Raw genomic sequence first — 20,077 nt, 5'->3', positions numbered from 1 at the left:
CCTGGCGGATTCGTCGGACAGTATTGACTCGGATGCATGCCAACAACCGTTGACGGAACATGTTCAAAGTCAGTGACTAAAATGCATCTAGAACGTGCGCGAAGCATTCTCTCAAGAGTGCTCATCAGAGTTGGTAAACCGCATCAATTTGGCGCTTTCGGGTCTCACGAATTGAACAACTTTGGGCTTTAGAGCCACACATTCATGCCGCGGAATCGTGGCTGACTGTTCTGCGTGAGGTAAATGCGTTTCAAATGATCGAAGACGGAGCGTCGTAGCGCATGGCGCCGGCGACATTAAACAGCGGGCGACGGAAATTTCTGGCGCAAGCTCTCGGCGCGAGCCTCGCACTGACGATTGATCTTCCAAGTGCGTTCGCAGCAGCCAAGGCGGGCAAGCGCCCGCTGACACCATCCAAGACACAAGTCCAATCGCGAAGCGGTCCGACGAAGAGCGCGAAGACGGCGCTTGTGCCGTTTGATACCGCGCCCTTTCCCTACCGCGGAACGATGCCGGGTTCGAACGCGCCGTTTCTCAACGTCTACGAAAACGGGCGCAAGGGCCATCGCACCGGTTCGGGCCGCGTCTATTGGGAGGACGAGACCTACAGCGACAATCGGGTGCTGTTGCACATTCCGAAGGGCTTCGACATTCGCCGTCCGGCGCTGATGATGGTCTTCTTCCACGGACACGGCGCGACCCTTCAGCGCGATGTGCTCGCACGCCAGAAGGTGCCCGATCAAATCTCGGCTTCGAATGCGAACGTCGTGCTCGTCGCACCTCAGCTCGCCGTCGATGCTAAAGACTCGAGCGCCGGCAAGTTCTGGCAGCCGGGCGTCTTCGGGCGCTTCATTGGTGAAGCCGGACAGCAGCTCGCCCGCTTGCACGGCGACCGCAAATCATTGCGCACGTTCGCGAGCATGCCCGTCATCGTCGTCGCCTACAGCGGCGGATACGTCGCAGCCGCCTCCGCCATCGAGCGCGGTGGCCTGAAGAAGCGCGTCCGCGGCGTCGTCCTTCTGGATTCGCTCTATGGCGACCTCGACAAATTCGCCCGCTGGATCGAGGAGGATCCCTCCGCCTTCTTCGTCAGCGTCTATCTCGGCTCCACGCGTAACCAGAATGCACGGTTCGAGGATTTGCTCGCCGCCCACGACGTGGATGTGAGCCCGCAGATCAACAAGCGGCTGGCTGCCGGCGGCGTCGCTGTCGTGCCGGGAGGCGATGTCCGGCACCGCGATCTCGTGACCCGCGCCTGGGTCGAGAACCCGATCGTCGATATCTTGAAACGGCTGCCCGAGTATCGTCGTTAAGAGTGGGTGCCGCGGCATAAAGCTGGGCCATGCAAGTCATTTCTGCGTCTGAGTGGTGAGAAGCATGGGCATCGGGTACATCGTCCTTGACGGGGGTGGCCGTTCCAGGTACCCAACCCCTCAGATCGACCGGCCGATCGACCGGGTGGCCTCCTGACACGATGTTAAGGCAGGCGCCATCGGCATTTTCAAATCGGAGCGTAGCGCAGCCTGGTTAGCGCACCAGTCTGGGGGACTGGGGGTCGGAGGTTCAAATCCTCTCGCTCCGACCATTCTTTTCGACGCCACCCCACAAAGTCATCGAACATCGCGGGCAGGCTGCTCCCGCGCTTTCTCGACATTGCTGAAATTCCGCGCCCCGCCGTGCATGCATTTGCAACCTATGGGGCGCAAGCAGATGCGGGCAGGGCCCAGGCGTCAGGCCCCGCTTAAGCGGGCATTTGACTATGGCAGATCCGATTGCGGGCAAGGTCGTGGTGATCACAGGCGGCAGCAGCGGCCTCGGCGAGGCGGCGGCGCACTGTCTTGCTGCGCGTGGCGCCAAGGTGGTTGTCGCGGCCAGGCGTAAGGACAAGCTCGAAGGCGTGGTCGGCAGCATCAAATCCGCCGGAGGCGAAGCCCGCCCATTCGTTGTGGATGTCACCAGCAAGGACGAGGTCGGCGCGCTCATCGCCGAAGCGATTTCCGCTTACGGCCGCTTGGACACCATGATCAACAACGCTGGGCTCATGGCAATCGCCCCGATGGAGGAAGGACTGACGGGCGAATGGGACCGGATGATCGACATCAACATCAAGGGCGTCCTGTACGGCATCGCCGCCGCTCTCCCGCAATTCCTGAAGCAGGGAAGCGGCCACTTCATCAACATGTCCTCGGTTGCCGGGATTAAGGTGTTCTCTCCGGGCGGTGCGGTCTATTCGGGGACGAAATTTGCCGTGCGCGCCATTTCCGAAGGGCTCCGTCAGGAGCTTGCCAGCCGCAACATTCGTGTCACGACCATCGAGCCGGGAGCAATCGATACTGAGCTGAAGTACGGCACTTCGGATAAGGCAGCCCGCGCTGCCGTAGAAGAGGTCTACAAGACTTCGATCGGATCGGATTCCATTGCTCGCGCCATTGCGTTTGCCATGGAGCAACCGCCGGACGTCGATGTCAACGAGATCGTCGTCCGGCCCACGGCTCAGGTGTTCTGAGATTGATCAGCCGAGCAGGCGAGCGCCACCCAATGACTTAGGCGTGAACCGCGCCGCTCTGAGCAGGCTCGCGCGTCGCTATCAGCAGGCCGATCGCAAGCAGCGGACAGATGACGTCCATGAAAAAGGGCACTCCGGCATTGCCCGGAGCGAAGTTTCCTGCGGTGAGCATCTGATGCACGTGACCCACGGCGTCGCCCAGCAGGAAGACGGAGGCCGCACACACTGAAGCCGCACGGAACTCCCACGAGCGAAAGGCCGCTATGCAGGCGGTGATCCCGATCGCCAGATCGGCCATGCCGACTTCCAATTGAAATGGACTGGTTTGCCATCCGATGTACGAGGCGGCCATGGCCGGAAAGAATACGTGGCCGATGCCTGCCCAGAAACCGGACAAGCCGATGGGGAGCAGGAGAAGCCACGTGAGCATCCTGTGCGGCACCGGTCCGCGCCGAATGCCAAGCGCAGTCGCGCCTAACGCAATGATGAACAGGAATGCCGGGAGGTTTCGCAGCGTGAAGGCAATCGTTTCGCCGATCATCTGATTCTCCCGCTGCGAATGCTGCTATCGAGCATTTGCATGCGCCCCGCGGCTGAAGTCAACGCTGCTCTCTCCACGCCGCGTCGCCTTTCAAGGCTGCATTCGTCAGCCGGCATCATCGACGCCCTTGATGCTGCGCAAGGCGGGAACCGCGAAGTCAACAAAGGCGCGTACGGACGGCCTCATGTGGCGCACTGACGAAAGCGCGAGGTAGATGTCCGTCGACTCGACCTCGTACTCTGGAAGGATGCGGATGAGCTGACCCGCTGCCAGGTCCTTGGCGACGAGCAGTTCCTGGATCGGACCTACAGCCCGGCCACTGAGAAGTGTGTTTTCGAGAACTTGCGCATTGTTGGTGCGGATGATGGGCTTCACCGGCACCTCGACTGTTTTACCCTGACGTACGAGCTTCAGCGCGTCCCGCGGAGTCAGCACAGCAGCCGTCGTTATGAGTTGAGCCTCAGCCAGCTGCTTCAACGTCTTGATCTCGCCGAAGCGCTTTTTGTATCGCGGCGACGTGACGAGGATGCGGCGCACATGGCCGATCCGGCGGATGATGATGTCTTGCCCGTCGGGGCGGCCATACTTCAGCGATAGATCGAAGTTGTCGTAGACGATGTCCACGCGCCGGTCTTCCAGGAAAAGGTCGACCGTCACGCGCGGATATTTGCTCTGGAACTCGGTGACGATGCGGTGAATGTGTTTGGCGCCGATGCAGGATGGAGCATGGATGCGCAACAGCCCGTCGATCTCACCCATGTCGCGACTGACGCCCTCGAGGGCGGCCTCGATGGTCGCGAGCGCCGGGCGGCTTGCATCGAAGAGGTTCTGGCCGAGCGGTGTCGTTCGCACCCCACGCGCAGAGCGCTCCAGCAGCCGTGCGCCGACTTCCCGTTCAAGGTTGCGCAGGTGCTTTGTGATGGCGGGTTGCGATACACCGAGATCCCGCGCTGCGGCCGTGACAGAGCCCCTCTCAACGGTTCTCACGAATGCACGTAACGCTGCAGCGGTATCCAAATCCACGACTCCCATAACCGGCAGTTATGGCCTGCATAGCTAGTATAGCTATTCCGCCGGCGCAACGGTCCGACGTATCTCCGGAGCGTGTCAACATCGCCAAAGGATACGTCATGCACGTTCGCAGTTTCGCCGCTTTCTGCTCCCTTTTTCTTCTCGCGTCATCGCCCGCTTTCGCTGGCCCCGAGCATGCTTCCAGCACCATCGTTGAAGGCTTCTGGCGGGATGTCTGGCAGAACAAAAACCCAGCCGCCGTCGACAACTATGTCATCGACGATTTCATCATCACCTCCGGCGGCAAGGACATCCGTTCGCGCGAAGCATTCAAGAAGTGGATTGCGGACTTTCAATCGAAGATCTCGGACATGAAAGTCGAGATCATCGAGACGTTCGAGAATGCAGACGGTAGCCGCGTTGCCTCAAGGCTGCGCGTTACCGGCAAGAACAACGGGATGATGGGCGTGGAAGCGAACCAGCAGCCGTTCGTGCTGACGGCAACGGCGGTCTGGGCTGTCAACGCCGAGGGCAAGCTTGAGCATAATTGGGTCGAACGAAACGCCTGGGAAGTGCACGGCCAGATCCAAAATAAGTAACTCTGAGCCGTTGCGCCGGAAGCGGCCCTTCGCCCCCGTGGGCCGCTTCCTGGCGTCCTCTCATTGCGCCCAGCACTCATGTCCTGGCGCGCGAGGTGCGTTCAGGCGACATATGCTCGGAGAGACACTAAAAAATACTACTCGCGCGCTCACGCGAATGCGGCGACAACAACACAGAGCGCTCGATATATGGGTGTAAATATCGTCTGAGCCTGTCAATGGCACAGCGCCCAGTGTATGCGATGCATGCGCCCTGCGATCCGGCTTCATTTCAAGCGTCAGGGGCGGGCCTACTCTTTTCATGTTCGCGTTAGTTCGAATGTTCTCGGTCATGAAGCCGAGCATTTGGCCGGCGGAATTTTTGGTAATCGGCGTACGGCGGTCCTTGTGCGGATGTCATGTTTGCTGCGATTTTTGAAAGGCATTTTTTCATGGATAAATTGCCGATCTCCTGTTTCATCATTGCCAAGAACGAAGCCGACCGCATCGCGCGTACCATCCGTTCTGTGCGGCCCTGGGTCGATGAAGTCGTTGTTGTCGACAGCGAGAGCACTGATGATACCGCGCGGGTGGCCGCGGCAGAGGGCTGCCGGGTAATCACGCAGAAGTGGTTAGGCTTTGGGGGGCAGAAGCGTTTCGCCGAAGAACAGTGCCGGAATGACTGGCTCCTCAATCTTGACGCCGACGAGGTCATAACGCCGAGGTTGAGGCGCGAAATCATGGCGCTCTTCGCCCACGCGCCGCCGTCGCGCGTCGCCTATGGCATGCCCTTGGAACTCGTTTATCCCAATACCAAGAGGCCGCGGCTGTGGGCGCGAGACCACTGGTACGTGCGGCTGTACGATCGGCGCTTTGTGAGATTCCGCAATTCGAAGGTGCATGACACGGTTGTGACTGATGGGCACGCCGTCGGCATTCTTCGTGCCCCGGCCTATCATTATTCGTTTCGCAGCTTCGAAGACTTGAAGCGCAAGATGGGTGAAAGGATGTTGCTGTCGGCCCGGCATGCCAACTCATCCACAGCCGCGCTGGCGGCGCGGATAGTCCTTGAGTTTCCGGTGAATTTCTTCAAGTATTACATCAACAGAAGGCACTTCATGGGAGGCCTGAACGGGCTGCGCTATTCTTGGATTCAAGCCGACTACCGGCTGTTGAAAATTTTCCACATGTGGCGCGAGAGAACTTCCAGGAGCAGTCGGTCGCCAGAAGCTTCCGACGACATGGCCGTCCACGAAATTTGACGCTCAATCGAGCTCCGGCGATGCTTCGAATTCCTCCGGGGCCGAATTGGCGCTATACGGGTAAGGGCGATGGGCCTACGAAGTGAGAACTTGGTAGCCCGGGGACGAGGGCGCCTTTTCCGCCATTCAATGGGCTTGCGTTGACGGTTGTTCGCAGGGCAACTCAAAATAGCGCCGGGCGCTAGACGCGCTCATTTTTTGAAACGGGGCGATACAGAGAACGGATGCCGACGACCTATGATCTTATAAAGCGGCTGGTGAGGGAAAACGGCCGCGAGTTCATCCCGCAGTATGTTCTCGTGGTCGTGTGCATGATGCTGGTGGCGGGCATGACCTCGCTCAGCGCCTATGTTCTGAAGTACGTGATCGATACGATTTTCGTGCATCAGAATCGTGCTGCCCTCGTGGGCATCACGATCGGCATTGTGACAATTTTTATCGCCAAGGGATTTGCCGCTTACTTCTCTGAGGTCATCCTCGGTAAGATCGGCAGCCAGCTGGTTGCGCGAACCCAGAAGCGCATGTTCGACCATTTGATGAAGGTCGATATGGCCTTCTACCAGCAGGTCACTTCAAGCGAACTCGTGACCAGGATGTCTCATAACGCCAATGCCGTTAGAGACATGCTGAACATGGTTTCGCTCAATCTCGGCCGCGACGTGCTAACGATCGTTGGTTTGATAATCACGATGATCGTGCTCGACCCGATTATGGCCGCTATCGCTCTGATCGGCGGCCCGATCGCTGCATTCTCCTCGCGCAAAATGGTTGCGCGCATCAAGAAGGCGACGCAAAGCGAAGTCCACTCGATGTCCGGCATCATCCAAATTACCCGCGAAGTCAGCCAAGGCGCCCAGGTCGTAAAGTCGTTCCAGCTTGAGAATAAGATGCGCAAGCGGATGTTCGACGCGATCGAGGCGGTCCAGCGCGTCGCCAACAAGATGCTGACAATTGGGGCCGGCGTGAACCCGCTAATGGAAACGATCGGCGGCTGCGCCGTCGCCGCCGTCGTCTTTTACGCGGGATGGCGGAACCTCTATTACGGCGAAAGCCCCGGCCAATTCTTCGCCTTCATCACCGCGCTTCTGATGTGCGCCGATCCTGCGCGCCGCGTATCTCGCGTGCAGCTGAACTTGGCGACTGCATCCGTCGGCGTTCGCATGATGTATCAATTGATCGATACGCCCGCCCGCGAGGACGAACCGCCAGGAAAGCCGAGCCTTCAGGTGACGGTGGGCCACGTTGAGGTGCAGGACGTCTCGTTCCGGTATTCGCCCAATAAGCCTGTTATAAACAACATGAGCTTTGATGTTCCCGCGGGGAAGGTGACGGCGCTCGTCGGCCATTCGGGTGGTGGCAAATCGACTTTGTTCGCGCTGCTGCAGCGCCTTCGCGAGCCCGATTCCGGCGTCATCAAGATTGATGGCCAGACGATCGCCGATGTCTCGCTGGTATCGCTCCGCAGCCAGATCTCTGTCGTTGGCCAGGATTCGTTCCTCTTCGAAGGTACGATCATCGACAACATTCGTGCGGGTCTTGAAGGCGCGACCGACGAACAATGCATCGAGGCCGCAAAGTCGGCGAGCGCTCACGAGTTCATCATGTCGTTGCCGAGGGCCTACGACAGCCCGGTTGGCGAACTCGGAGGCCAGGTGTCGGGCGGCCAGCGCCAGCGCATCGCGCTTGCCCGCGCGTACCTCAAGAACGCGCCGATCATTCTTCTCGACGAACCGACGTCAGCGCTCGACAGCGAAACCGAAGACGCCATCCAGCGGGAGCTGCGCAACCTGACGAAGGGGAAGACGACGCTTGTCATCGCTCATCGTCTGTCGACCATTCTTCACGCCGACCTCATTCATGTGATTGAGGGTGGCCGCGTGATCGAGAGCGGGACGCACGACCAGCTGATTGCGAATGCCGGCGCCTACAACCGGTTGTTCAAGCTCCAGTTCGCGAAGTACCTCGAGAGCAAGCCAGCATCGCTCGCGCAGGCGGTCTGATTTCCTGCTTCTGCGCCTCACGGGCAGGAAAGCCGCGGGGGACTAGGGCGAAAAGGGCGTCTGCGCGCATTGCCCCCTGATTCGTGATTGTACGGAGTGTTGCTTCCGGAGCACGGCTCAATCCCGGCAATTCGGCTATCTCAGTACACGCGAGATAGTGGGGATTGAGTATGCCTGATGCAGCCCAGCCGAACCCAGCCCAGCCAAGCCTCATCAGCCGGACAATCGATTACGTTCTCGGCCGGAACACCCTGATCGGCGTTGCATCGTTCATGCTGCTGATCATCTCCGGCTACGCAACGTGGCACGGCATGCGCGACTTTATCGTTGGCGTCTCCGCAACGCCTACGGGCCAGAGCGGCAGCATGTCGGTCTCCAACGACGTTCTCGTCGCCGCCGTCGTGGTCGCGCTCACCTTTTTGATGTGGTTGACCCTGCGCGAGACGTTCGGCGCCAAGCGCCGCCTGCGCGAACGCCTCGTAACATTTCCGCTCTACGTGTTCCTTGCCATCTGGTCGATTGGCTTCGGCTACGGCTTCTGGTGGAGCCTCATCTCCGGCCAGGAAGCGACGAAGACGGGCCTTGCCGGATTGCAGGAGGATGCTCGCGACGCCAGCGCCGCTGTCGCCGCAAGGCTCGACGCGGTACGCGGCCAACTCGATAGTGTCGTCTCGTGGTCCGACAGCCAGATGTCGCGCGAAGAAACGAGCGGCGGCAGCTGCGGCGTGGCATCGGGTGCGGGCAGAGGGCCGCTCTACAATGCGCGCAAAAGTGTGCGCGATGCCGTCAGTTCACTGCGCGACGGCATGACGAAATCGTGGCTGGAGCCCGTGCAGGCGGATGTGCAGGCGCTTCGTCAGGCGGCCGATGTGCTGGGGGGCGCCACGATCGAGGAGCGTCAGCGCAATTTCGAGAACAAGGCCTCTGAAATTCGTGGACTGGCCCGCAACATTGCTGCGCGCAGCAACCAGCTAGGACAAGCGACAGCTTCCGAAATGCGCGCGCTTGCAGAGTCGGTATCGCAGCCCCCGGGCAGGTCCGGCTCGTCGTGCTTCGATCCAACGCTCGCGGACCGGTTGCGTGATGCCGCCGCACAGGCCGAGCAGCCGGCCGAACTGAAGTTGCGCGAAGCTGTGTTCAATGAAGGACCGGCTGGCGTCGCCAATGCCGTCAAGAACCTTTGGAGCAACATCGGCGCTTACACCGCGAGCGCGTTTCGTTATGTGGTCTCGGGCGGCAAGGTCATCACGGCGGGCCATACCGAATCGGGTGAGCCGATCACGGGCCGGGACGTCATCGCTCTCCTGGCAACAATCGGCATCGACATGGGCCTCCTGGCGATGGCCATTATCAATCCGCCGCGCGAGCCGCCCTCGGTCCGCCCGTCAGGCACGCTCGCGCGCCAGATCCGCGATGCCATCGACACGGCAATCAATCGCGCCCCCGGTGCCGACCTCGAGTGGGTGCGCCGGCACTTCGTCCATCACAACAAGGCCTCATACCTCGTCATTCCGAACCTCTACAGTTGCGATCCCGAGAACGAAGACGAGGCAGCCAAGGGCATGGCCGTCAATCAGCTGGCGGGCGTGCTGAGCGATCTAGAACTCGTTCGCTGGCCGAAGGGCGGCAAGTGGTGGCTCTTGCAAGAAAACGAACTGAAGAAACTGAAAAAGGAGGAATCGCAGGGCAGCGACACCGACTTGACGGCAATCCGCAAAAAATGGGCGGAAGAGCAGGGGCTGACGGGCGAAGAGTTGAAGCACTACCTTGATAAACGCGCGGTCAGAAATCACGGGCTCTTCTCGAAAGCGGAACGCGCCCTGGAAATCGCCGGATGGAGCGAAAAAGCGCGCAGCGACATCGAGATCTTCAAGCTCGTTGATGCTGAAGGCTTGACGCCGCTGCTCATGGTTCTGAACGAACCCAACCGGCCACGCGCTGATGCACCGGCACGATCGGAGGCTGCCTGAAACCTTACGCCGAAGGGAGGCCAGAGCCGGCGACCTTCTGAAGCCAATCGATGACATCTGAAGGCCCCTGGAAAGCCGATTCTGCCTCAGAGAAATTTTCGCCGGCGACTTTCAAGCCGTAGCCGCCGAGGGCCTCGGCCGCGCGAAAGGCATCGAGGTCAGCGATATCGTCGCCGATCATCACAGGTATTTTGTTCGCAAAATTCGGCAATGACGCGAGCTTTCTGAGCGCGCGGCCTTTCGAAAAACCGAGAGGCAGAAGTTCGACGACTTTGCGGCCTTCGCAAATTGAAAACTGGTTCGGATATTTGGGAACGAGGGTTTCGACCATCGCCATCAAGGACCCATGAAGCTCCGGCGCCAAGCGGTAATGAAGCGCGATGCCCGCTCCCTTGTCTTCGCAGACGATGCCCGGCAGCACGTCTGCAATTTGCCGGATGTCAGCCATCAGCGCAGGCGAGAATTTGGGCGTGAGCGTTTCGATAACCCCGTTGTCGGCAAATCTCATTTGCCCGCCGTGCACGCCGCCGCCGACGAATTTTGCCGGCTGAAGCAGGTGGTCGGCTTCATGCAATGGGCGCCCCGTCACGATCGCCAGCGCGCCGTGCAAGCGTTTCGACAAGGCATGCAGCACGTCCGGAAGGTTCGGTGGCACGTGCACCGACGATGGCGTCAGCGCGACGTCCAGAAGCGTGCCGTCGATGTCGAGAAAGAGTGCGACAGGCTCGTCGCGCGCAATGAGCTGCTCTACGGTTCCGCGAGTGGCAATGGCTCGTCCGTGCGTCGCCAATGCAATGTTGTTCCTTGCTGAGCTGTTCTTCAATTGCTGCGTCAAAATCGAACCTCTGCTTAGATACTTAAATGGAGAAGCTGAAGAGCGCGGCTTCGCTTGTCCTTTCGATTTCTCGTTCCAGTGCAGCCCTGGTCAAGAGGCCCGTTTGGGTATCGATGAACTTGACCACGCTTGCAGCGTTAATAGCTGCCGCGCTCAGTGCGCGCGCTGGATCATTCGTATCCGACAGATAGCATGCGAATGTAGCCGAGAACGCGTCGCCGGCCCCTGTTGTTGCCGCTGCGACGACGTGTTGCGCTGCACGATAGTAAAGTTCTTGCCCGCGCGCGATGAATGCGCCGTTCGCACCGTCTGTTAACACGACGACGCCCAACCCGAGCTCGATCAACGCGCCGAGAAATTTGACCAACGACATTTCATAGCCGCCGCTTCGCAGCCCGCGCTTCGCCAGAGGGGGAATGACGATGTCTTCTGCAGCGGCAAGCGGGGCACCGCCATCACCGAAGGTCTGCAAGAGACGCGGCATTAACGTCTGGGCTTCGAGGCGGTTAACGCAGAGAATGTCGATGTGCTTGAGGCTATGCCAGACGTCGTCAAAGCGCGCGGTGAGTTGCCGGATGCCGGGATTGACGGCGAGCCGCGCGCCCGCGGCCTTTGCCCGTTGCACCACAAGCGGATAGTGATCGGCCGATTGATTGCTGAGATTGGCCACATAGACGAGATCTCGGCCCGCGAAAGCCTCCGGCGGCAGGTCCTCCGCAATCACTTTCGTATTGGCGCCACGATACGTGAACACGGCTGCGTTGCGATCGTGCGACGAGATAATGACGGATGAGCCAGTCGGCTCGGTCTCGTCGGTCGCGAGCCATGAAAGATCGATACCTTCAGCTCGCAGCAGGCTCAGAAGTGTTTCCGCTTTGCCGTCGCGTCCGATCTTGGCGATGATTGACGTTTGATGACCGAGCCGCGCCGCCGCTACCGCTGCATTGAAGGCGCCGCCGCCCCCGCTCGATACGATTTCCTCCGCCTCGGTCTTGTGTCCTTCCTCAAGAAGAAGGAACGAACTCTCGGCGTTGCGCATCTTGACCTGTTCGATCTTATCACTGGCGATCGTGACGATCGTATCAACCATTGCGCCGCCAATGGTGAGAACGTTCATCGCTACTCCGTGCGGGCTCCGAGAAGGTCGCTCGTCTGTCTGAACCACTGATCCATCTCAGGGCGCCATAGGCGCGCGCCGCCGGCAATTCCGCTCGACGGAGGCACAATGCTCGCCCAGGCCGGAAGTGCGAAGTTGATACGCCGCGAATTGCCACCCCCAATGTAGAGGTGATCGACGTTCGTCAGGCCTTGTACTTTGGTTAGAACAATTTTGGCCCGCTCGTTCCAGGCCTCATCGCCCAATTCCAGATAGGCAGCGTGCCCGATAAATCGATCGTAATTCAAATCGTCGGTGGCATGGTGCTGGCCAAGTTCGAGGCCGAAAAAGGCAGAGCCGTTGCAGAAAAGAGCGCAGCCCATGCCAGTGCCGAACGTCAAAACGCACTCGCGGCCGGGGCCTTTGGCAATCCCCAGCCCATAAACGATAGCATCGTTCAGCACACGCACTGGCACACCGAAGGTGCGCTGCAGGGCGCTCTCCAGGTCGTATTCGCTCCAGTGATGAGTGCCGAGATTCGGCGCGGTCTTGATGTGTTCGCGCCCGACAACGCCTGGAAAGCCCACCGAAACGCGGCCAAACGTCGGCAATGTCTTCACGATGTCTGCAATGAGGTCGACCAGCGCTTCCGGAGTACTCGGCTTGGGCGTTTGCGTCGTGATGAAATCCGAAATCAGCGCGCCAGAGGCATTAACGGTGGCCGCTTTGACCAGCGTACCTCCAATGTCCACGCAAAGGATGTTGGGATTGGACATCGCGTCATCCCCGCCGGAAGCTTCTATCCTTTGAATGATGGCACTCATTATGTCACCGCATTGGCCGCCAGCCGGCTAGCGGGACTGTTTTTTTTAGCGCTGCTCTGCAAACGCTCCAGCGCCCTTCCCATTTCCGGCGACGATTTCGGCGAGCGCCCCAACCGGCGTTGCCCTGCCTTCAAGAGCGCGGCGAAGTAGCTGCGGCTCCACGCGTGCGAGTCACTCTTGTTGACCGTTTCGACAAGATGGCTATGGCGCTCAAGGCGTTCCTCGAGCGGCATCTCCAACGCAATGCGCAAACCTTGTACGAGGTCGCCAAGGTCATAGGGGTTGACAAGAACGGCCTCGGAGAGCTGCGCCGCCGCGCCCGCAAACTTCGACAGAATGAGAACGCCGGGATCGCGCGGATCTTGGCAGGAAATGTACTCCTTCGCGACGAGGTTCATGCCGTCCATCAGGGGCGTGACCCATCCGATCCGCGACAACCGGTAGACGTCACGAAGCTCAGCACGCGGAATAGTCCGGTGAATGTAGTTGATCGGCACCCAGTCGAGTTCGCCGAAGCGGCCGTTGATCGAGCCGGCGAGCGATTCAAGCTCGGCCTTGATGTCTGCATACGCTTCCACGCTTTCGCGGGTCGGCGGCGCAAACTGTGAGAGCACGATGTTGCGGCGGTATTCGGGATATTCCTCGAGAAACTTGCCGTAAGCCTTGAATTTTTGAGGAAGTCCTTTTGTGTAGTCGAGCCGGTCGATGCCGATGATCCGGTTCGTCTCCGACGTATCAGCGGCTTTTAGAGCTTCCGCTTCTCCCGGACCGAAAGCGAAATCGTTGGGATCAATGCCGACAGGGAAGCATCCAATGTCGAGTTCCGCCTCGAAAACGCGAATGCGGCCGGAAGGCAAAAGCCGTCCAAAAACACTTTGCTGGAAGAAATCGATCAAATTGCGCACGTCGGACTGGGTCTGCAGCCCGATGAGATCGTAGGCGCTGAGCGCCTTTGCAATTTCCTTGTTCTCTGGAATGGCGAGGAGCGCCTGCGCAGGCCCGACAGGGATATGCAAGAAATAGCCGATCGGATTTTCGATACCGAGCTTGCGCAACTCAAGCGCCATCGGCAGCAGGTGATAGTCGTGCACCCAAATGACGTCGTCAGGCTGGATGAGGGGCGCTAGATTACGCGCGAACTTTTCGTTTACCGCGACGTAGCGCGAATAGTAACCGGCTTCGAATTGCGCGAGGTCGAGCCGGTTGTGAAACACCGGCCAAAGGACCGAATTCGAATATCCCAGGTAATATTCGTTGTAGTCGTCCGTCGTCAGCGGCTGAGTGATCGTCGTGTGGCCGTCAGCGCTGGTAACCTTTACTTCCGGTGAATCTGAATCGTCGATCTGCCCGTCCCAACCAAACCAAAAGCCGTTTTGCTGGGCGAGTGTGTTGTAGATTGCAACCGTGACACCGCCGGCCTGCTGAGCCGCATTGAAATCGATGACACGGTTGGAAACCATGACGAGCCGGGCCACGAGACCTCCTTCCATCCGACGCGAGAGCTATGTAGGTCAGCCAGCCCCCGCGTGGCATTGAACTTAATGATAAACCCCCGGTATTGCAGTAGGTTCCATCATTTTACGGCTGAGCGGCGTTCGCGCGATGTTCCCCGAATTGGGATGCGCCCGATGGCGGTATTTGTTGCCACATCCGATCGTCGCCTCTCGCTTGAGGACCTGATTAATGGTATTCGGTGATACGTGCAAATTGGGGGGACGGCGACGGCTCTATCGCGCCGCCGGAATACCGGATGGAATTGCTAGGGGCCGTTCTTGGGGCGAATGGTTCAGCTGGTCGATAATCTTTTAGAACGTGTTTTTCCGCGAATTCGGCGCAGGCCGCATCTCGCCTATCCGCTCGCCATCGCGATTTTTGTCATCGCCGTATGTTTGCGTCTGGCCTTGTCGCGGTGGCTGCAGGGCAATTTTCCCTTTTTGACTTTCTCTCTGGCGATCCTGTTGTCGTCGCTCGTAGCAGGGACGGGCCCCGCCATAGTCGTGGCGGCAGGGGCCATTCTTTTCAGCTGGTATTACTACCTTCCTGACATCGGTTGGACCTTGGACATCACAACGATCGTCCCACTGACGATCTTTACGATCCTTGCGTCCTTCATCATCGCAATCGTTCATCTTCTCAACCGCAAGGTGGAAGGCTTGATGAACGAGCGCGCCCGCAGCGAAGCGCTGCTCCAGGACAGCGCGCTCGGAGAACTGCACCTGGAGCAACTGAATGTCGAACTTCGTCATCGCTTGAAGAACACGTTCGCTGTCATTGCCGGCCTTGTCAGCCAGTCGGCTCGCTATAGCCCTGACGTGAGGACCTTCGCACAGTCGCTATCGGGCCGCCTCTCGGCCATGGGCAATGCGATGGATCTGGTCGCCACGCGCAGCTTCGTCGGCGCCTCGTTGAAGGAACTGATCGAGGAGACCTTGAAGCCCCTGGTTCCACCGGGCGACCGTCGCATCGAGATGGAAGGCCCCGATACGATAATCCCGGGCGAAGTTGCGAGTGCGCTGGCTCTCACACTTCATGAGCTTGGAACGAATGCGATCAAATACGGCGCATGGTCAGAGGAGGGAGGAGCCGTTGGCGTCAAGTGGATGCTCAGCAAGCTCGATGATGACGAGCTTTCCTTCCAGCTCGACTGGGACGAGCGAGGAGGTCCGCGGGTCGACGCGCCGGAACGGCGGGGACTCGGAACCACACTCATTGACAACGGCTTTCCGAGCGCCCAGGTCGAGCGCGAGTTTCACGAGACCGGCGTTCGTTGCCGCATCGTCGCCGTTCTGAAACAGCCGACGACGCGGCGAACGCGCGGACGCGGGGCCTCAACTATCTGACGTTCAGCGAGCGGCGGGGCATGGCAAGCCCGCCTGGCGTCAGTTCATGGCCCCGCTCCAGGGTGATCGGAGTCGTGTCATGTTTGGCCGGCGATCCGCACCAGGCGTCTTCCCACGTCCGCGACAGCGTCATCGCCGAGTTGATCATTCCGGCCATCGAATACGTCTGGGGCAAGTTCCCCCACAGCTCCCCGGTCGAAGGATTGAGGTCTTCGCTCAAAATGCCAAACGCATTGCGCTTTTTGAGCAGGTCATCAAAGAGCTCGCGAGCCTCGTCCTTGCGTCCGACCGAGGCAAGCGAGTCGATGTACCAGAACTGGCAGGCCAGAAACGCGGACTCGGGCAGCCCGAAATCGTCTTCCGCCGCGTAGCGCAGCATTAAGCCGTTGCGCATGAGTTCGCGGCCTATGGCGTTTGTCGTTTTGACGAAGCGCGGGTCGTCCGCCGGTAGGAAGCCCAGATCCACGAGCAGCAGCACGCTGGCATCGAGCTCGTCGTGGTCGAACGCGCCGGTGAAGGAACCACGCTTGTCGCTCCACGCCCGGCTGAGAATTTCTGCGCGGATCTTGTCGGCGGATTCCTTCCAGTAGACGGCCCGGTCATGCAAGCCGAGAAGCTGGGCGATGCGAGCAAGACGGTCGCACGCAACCCAGCACAGCAGCGCCGAGTGCGTGTGAATGCGGAGGCGACCGCGATATTCCCAAATGCCAGCGTCGGGCTCCAGATAGAGCCGCCGCGCGTGCTCGCCCAGGAATTCCAGTTCGCGGAACAGGCTGACGTCACCCATGCGCGGCAAGCGCTGGTCGATGAACATCTGCGCGACGCCGAGAATGACGCTGCCATAGGCATCATGCTGCAGCTGGTCGGAGGCGAGATTGCCGACGCGCACCGGGCCCATGCCTTGATAGCCCTGCAGATGCGGCGCGATCCGCTCAGCTTCCGTGTCGTTGTGAACGATGCCGTAGACGGGCTTCAACGGGCTCTGCGTATCGGAGACGACCGTGGTGATGTAGTCGAGGTAGTTCTCCATCGACTGTGTGGCGCCGAGCCGGTTGAGCGCGCGAATGACGAAGTAGGCGTCACGCAACCAGCAGAACCGGTAATCCCACGTTCTGGGCGTATTCGGCGCCTCGGGGATCGACGTCGTCAAGGCCGCGGTGATCGCGCCCGTCTCCTCAAACGTGCAGAGCTTGAGCGAAATCGCGGAGCGGATGATCTCGGGCTGCCACTCGTAACTGACGGCAAGGCCGCGTACCCACGTCACCCAAAAATCGCGCGTACGTTCGAGAAATTCCCGGGACATCGAGTCGATAGAGTTCTCGATCGGCTCATCCGAACCAAGAACGAGCGTCGCAGGATGCGTCAATGTGAACGACGTCTCGTGCGCGACATAGGAGACGGGAAGATCGGTCGTCAGGCGAACGGCGGCTGACCCACAGAGATAGCGGATGTGGTTTGAGCCGTGCGATGCGCTGCTGGCCTGCTGACCGTAGTTATAAGTCGGCCTCACGCGGATGGTGACGCGCGGCAATCCCCTGAGAGGTTCGATGCGCCGGATAAGCTGCGTCGGATGGAAGGACCTGTCGAAGCGCCAGAAGCGCGGGCAGAAGTCGGTGATCTTCACGCTCGCGCCGTTCTCCGCGACGAGGATCGTCTCGAGAATAGCGGTATTGCGAATGTAATAGGATTGTGCGGAGACCTGCCCCTCCAGCACCACATCGCAAAAGCCCTTCTCCTCATCGCCTGCGAGCAGACGGCTGAAGATCGGATCGCCATCGAGCCGCGGGAAGCACCACCAGACAATGCGTGCGCCCTGATCGATGAGTGCTGCCACGCGGCCGTTGCCGATTGCCGCGACATCCAGTGAAGAGCGATATGTTTGGGAGGTCGTAAGGGTCATCAGGTCCCCCATAAGGAGCGATTTGCAAATGAGAACAACTCCGTAGGAACGACGTTGGTTTCCCGCAACGGACAACGAGATTCCCATGTACGGCGTCCCCCGCGAGGCTGAGTAAGCCACGAAGCTCCGTGATCTACATCATGGCATGAGCTTGGTTCAGGGTGTTCCTATCGACTCCTACAATCGGGCCAATAAGTCGGCGTTCCAAGAGCGCATCCAGGAGTAGCGCTCGGCCTTCGACAATAGGACGGAAGATCCGCTCGGCCATCTGCCCTCAGAAGGCGTGATCTCGAAATCCGAATTGGACGTGTTGCTTCTGACGGGCGACTCCAAACAGCGCGTGCCATTATCCATAGCGCCATCGACGATCTTTCCGAGACGCTGGTCCGCGTCCTTCGCTCCTTCGAGAAGTATAACGCGTTCCTCGCAATTGTTATCGGCAGCTCAAATGTTCGTTGCGGAATTGTAAAATCCAAACTCGACCGCGAGGGCATGGTTGCTAAGGCCAAGGCCCGGTTAGTCTATGTCTGGCGCCATGGCGACAAGAAGGGATGAGAAACACATCATCGCGCGCATGGCGGATTCCATCCGCGATCTTGGAAAGTGCACCAGAAAGTTGGGCTTTCGGCTGGCACTTTAAGCGCGCGCGGGATGTCCCGGCATTTCGGTGAAGACGGTGTCATTCACCACGGAACGCAGAATCTGCTGCGCATCGACCGCCAGACGCTTGATCAAAAGCGTCCGGAATCGGGGCACAGCAGATCCGGAGCCGCCATTCAGGCCACCTGATTGGATGCGTGTCCTGCGGAGCGCCGCTGTTCGGCATCGTAGGCGAGGAGCGTAACAAGATCCTTCACGTCCGCGGGATTGTAAGGCTTGGTTAGATGCGGATAATCCCTGAGCCGCGGCGGCAAGAACACGAGATCGTTGTAGCCCGTCGTGAATGCGAACGGAATTCTTCTACGGTCCAGGATTTCGGCAATCGGCGCGCTGTTGTCCGCACCGAGATTGATATCGATGAGCGCGATATCGAAGTTCAAATCCGCTGCGGCCTTGAGGCTTTCTGAAAGCTGCCCGAAGGGACCAACAATCGTGTGGCCTTCGGCTTCGAGGTCGAGCTGCAACTGCATGGCGATAAGCGCCTCATCCTCCACAAGGAGAATGCGGCACGGCCTGGGCGCCGCCATGTTTGCGGCAGGCATCGGACCGCGCGCTTTCGGCACGATCGCGATGTGGCGTGTGCCGACCATATGCGCGCGCGACGACAATTCGCCGAGGAAGTCGAACTGGAAACCTTCCGGCGCAAAACTCATCTCGGCAACGCCGCCGCATTCGGAAGCGGCGCTGCGAATGACGGCCAGGCCAAATCCATTGCGTGCAGGTTCGGAGACTTGCGGCCCGCCGCTCTCCTGCCACGAGAACCCGATCTTGTCGCCATCGGGGGTCACGATGCGCTGCCAGCTGATGGCCACACGTCCGCCCGGCTGCGAAAGCGATCCATGCTTCACAGCGTTCGTCACGAGTTCGTGCAGTACGAGCGCCATCGACTGGCCGAACTTCGAGGTCAGCCGCACGCGCTCGCCATCTACCACAACGTCATTGTCCGAGCGCGAACGGAAAGGCGCCAGTGCGCCCTGCACGAGTTCGTGTAGATCAACCCCCGTCCAGCTGCTCTGCCGCAACAAATCATGCGCTGCGGACATCGCGTGGATGCGCCCATCGAGCGCTGACGCGAACGACCCGACGGAGACGGCGTTGGAACTCGACAGACGCGCAATAGCCGCCACGTTGGCGAGAATGTTCTTCACCCGATGATCGAGTTCGGCCATGAGCAGCTGCTGATGGCTTTCGGCCGATTTGCGGTCGGTGATATCGAGCAGCGTGCCAAGCACGCGCGGGGGGCCGGCGTTGCCGGTGTTGAAGGCCCGCGCACGAGCCAAAATCCAGGCCACGCCTCGCGAGCCCGTGACGCGAAATTCCAGCTCTTCCGTGGTGTCAGCGTAGTTTGCCGTGCGCACGTAGCTGCGAACCATTTCCCGATCGTCTTCATGGACGAAGCCCACGAACGACTCGAAGGTTTGATGCTGGGGCAGGTTACTGTGCAGCACCTCGGAAATGTTCGCCGACCACTGCAGCGTTTGCGCCTTCTGATCGAATTCGAAGGTCGCGAGCTTAGCCGCCTCGCTGGCCAGACGCAGCCGTTCTTCGCTCTCTTGCAGTCGCGCGTGGGATTCTTCCAGCTGTTGTGCGCGCTGCTGCACGCGCGCTTCGAGTTCGGAATTGAGCGCGTCGAGCTGGCGGCTTTTCCGATAGAGCTCAACGAAAATCTGAACTTTGGCCTTGAGGATTTCAGGCACAACCGGAACCGACACGTAGTCGACAGCGCCAGTTCGATAGCCCTTCAAGAGATCGTCGGTCTCGATACGGACAGCCGAGATGAAGATGACCGCGGTCTTTTCATGTCTGGGATGGTCTCTGATCATGGCTGCAAGCTCGAACCCGTCGAGGTCCGGCATGCAGACGTCCATCAGGATCACCGCGATATCGGTCTTCAAAAGCGCGGTGAGAGCTTCTTCAGCCGTTGTCGCCTTGATGAGCGTCGCGTCGAGGCCATCCAGGATGGCCTCATACGTGAGCAGCTTACCCGGCTGATCGTCAACCAGAAGAATGTTTACGGTATCGATTGTACTGGCTTCGCTTGGCATGGTTTCCCC

The 20,077-nt window shown here is 59.7% G+C and carries 15 protein-coding genes and 1 tRNA gene; 8 read left to right on the top strand and 8 right to left on the bottom strand.

Going from position 1 to position 20,077, the window contains the following annotated elements; all coding sequences use genetic code 11:
• Positions 1-281: 281 nt before the first annotated feature.
• The 3 genes from VFG26_RS07035 to VFG26_RS07025 all read left to right on the top strand — a co-directional run bounded on the left by VFG26_RS07035 (position 282) and on the right by VFG26_RS07025 (position 2,506).
• Entirely contained in the window at positions 282-1,313 is a 1,032-nt protein-coding gene (locus VFG26_RS07035) for an alpha/beta hydrolase (protein ID WP_325023664.1), read from the top strand.
• Positions 1,314-1,507: 194 nt separating this feature from the next.
• Positions 1,508-1,585: transfer RNA gene (locus tag VFG26_RS07030), tRNA-Pro, on the top strand.
• A gap of 174 nt (positions 1,586-1,759) precedes the next feature.
• Positions 1,760-2,506, top strand: a complete 747-nt coding sequence (locus VFG26_RS07025; RefSeq protein WP_325023662.1) for an SDR family oxidoreductase — start codon at positions 1,760-1,762, stop codon at positions 2,504-2,506.
• A 37-nt stretch (positions 2,507-2,543) separates the two neighbouring features.
• Here the strand turns inward: VFG26_RS07025 and VFG26_RS07020 are convergent, their stop codons facing one another.
• Both VFG26_RS07020 and VFG26_RS07015 read right to left on the bottom strand, forming a co-directional pair.
• Complete coding sequence (locus VFG26_RS07020) at positions 2,544-3,047, bottom strand: DUF6790 family protein (protein ID WP_325023660.1); 504 nt, start codon at positions 3,045-3,047, stop codon at positions 2,544-2,546.
• 105 nt (positions 3,048-3,152) lie between these two features.
• Positions 3,153-4,070, bottom strand: a complete 918-nt coding sequence (locus tag VFG26_RS07015) for a LysR family transcriptional regulator (protein WP_325023658.1) — start codon at positions 4,068-4,070, stop codon at positions 3,153-3,155.
• 107 nt (positions 4,071-4,177) lie between these two features.
• Between VFG26_RS07015 and VFG26_RS07010 the strand changes: the two genes are divergently transcribed.
• From VFG26_RS07010 to VFG26_RS06995, 4 genes are all read left to right on the top strand, one after another.
• The gene (locus tag VFG26_RS07010) at positions 4,178-4,657 is read left to right on the top strand and encodes an ester cyclase (protein ID WP_325023656.1); all 480 of its coding nucleotides are present in this window, start codon (positions 4,178-4,180) and stop codon (positions 4,655-4,657) included.
• Positions 4,658-5,055: 398 nt separating this feature from the next.
• A complete protein-coding gene (locus tag VFG26_RS07005; RefSeq protein WP_325023654.1) occupies positions 5,056-5,898 on the top strand; it encodes a glycosyltransferase family 2 protein in 843 nt (280 codons plus the stop codon).
• 224 nt (positions 5,899-6,122) lie between these two features.
• A complete protein-coding gene (locus tag VFG26_RS07000) occupies positions 6,123-7,898 on the top strand; it encodes an ABC transporter ATP-binding protein (protein ID WP_325023652.1) in 1,776 nt (591 codons plus the stop codon).
• 170 nt (positions 7,899-8,068) lie between these two features.
• A complete protein-coding gene (locus VFG26_RS06995) occupies positions 8,069-9,868 on the top strand; it encodes a hypothetical protein (RefSeq protein WP_325023650.1) in 1,800 nt (599 codons plus the stop codon).
• A gap of 4 nt (positions 9,869-9,872) precedes the next feature.
• On the opposite strand, the gene otsB is transcribed toward VFG26_RS06995, so the two are convergent.
• Genes otsB through VFG26_RS06975 form a run of 4 tightly spaced genes read right to left on the bottom strand, consistent with a single transcriptional unit; the run spans position 9,873 to position 14,098 of the window.
• Positions 9,873-10,703, bottom strand: a complete 831-nt coding sequence (otsB, locus tag VFG26_RS06990) for a trehalose-phosphatase (protein WP_325023648.1) — start codon at positions 10,701-10,703, stop codon at positions 9,873-9,875.
• A 22-nt stretch (positions 10,704-10,725) separates the two neighbouring features.
• A complete protein-coding gene (locus tag VFG26_RS06985) occupies positions 10,726-11,820 on the bottom strand; it encodes a carbohydrate kinase family protein (protein ID WP_325023646.1) in 1,095 nt (364 codons plus the stop codon).
• A 2-nt stretch (positions 11,821-11,822) separates the two neighbouring features.
• Positions 11,823-12,623 (bottom strand): ROK family protein, encoded by an 801-nt coding sequence (locus VFG26_RS06980; RefSeq protein ID WP_325023644.1) that lies wholly within the window; start codon positions 12,621-12,623, stop codon positions 11,823-11,825.
• Positions 12,623-14,098 (bottom strand): alpha,alpha-trehalose-phosphate synthase (UDP-forming), encoded by a 1,476-nt coding sequence (locus VFG26_RS06975; protein ID WP_325023642.1) that lies wholly within the window; start codon positions 14,096-14,098, stop codon positions 12,623-12,625. The genes VFG26_RS06980 and VFG26_RS06975 overlap by 1 nt, the downstream gene beginning before the upstream one ends.
• 306 nt (positions 14,099-14,404) lie before the next feature.
• On the opposite strand from VFG26_RS06975, the gene VFG26_RS06970 reads away from it, so the two are divergent.
• Positions 14,405-15,463, top strand: a complete 1,059-nt coding sequence (locus VFG26_RS06970) for an HWE histidine kinase domain-containing protein (protein WP_325023640.1) — start codon at positions 14,405-14,407, stop codon at positions 15,461-15,463.
• Here the strand turns inward: VFG26_RS06970 and VFG26_RS06965 are convergent.
• On the bottom strand, positions 15,456-17,363 hold the full coding sequence (locus VFG26_RS06965) for a glycoside hydrolase family 15 protein (protein WP_325023638.1): 1,908 nt from the start codon (positions 17,361-17,363) through the stop codon (positions 15,456-15,458). The genes VFG26_RS06970 and VFG26_RS06965 overlap by 8 nt on opposite strands.
• Before the next feature lie 776 nt (positions 17,364-18,139).
• Entirely contained in the window at positions 18,140-20,068 is a 1,929-nt protein-coding gene (locus tag VFG26_RS06960; RefSeq protein ID WP_325023636.1) for an HWE histidine kinase domain-containing protein, read from the bottom strand.
• Positions 20,069-20,077 lie beyond the last annotated feature (9 nt).

Origin of the sequence: Hyphomicrobium sp. (assembly GCF_035687085.1) — a bacterium.
In the GTDB taxonomy this organism is placed as follows: domain Bacteria; phylum Pseudomonadota; class Alphaproteobacteria; order Rhizobiales; family Hyphomicrobiaceae; genus Hyphomicrobium_B.
Note: the sequence above shows the minus strand (reverse complement) of the source record. Positions and strands in the feature narration are given on the sequence as shown.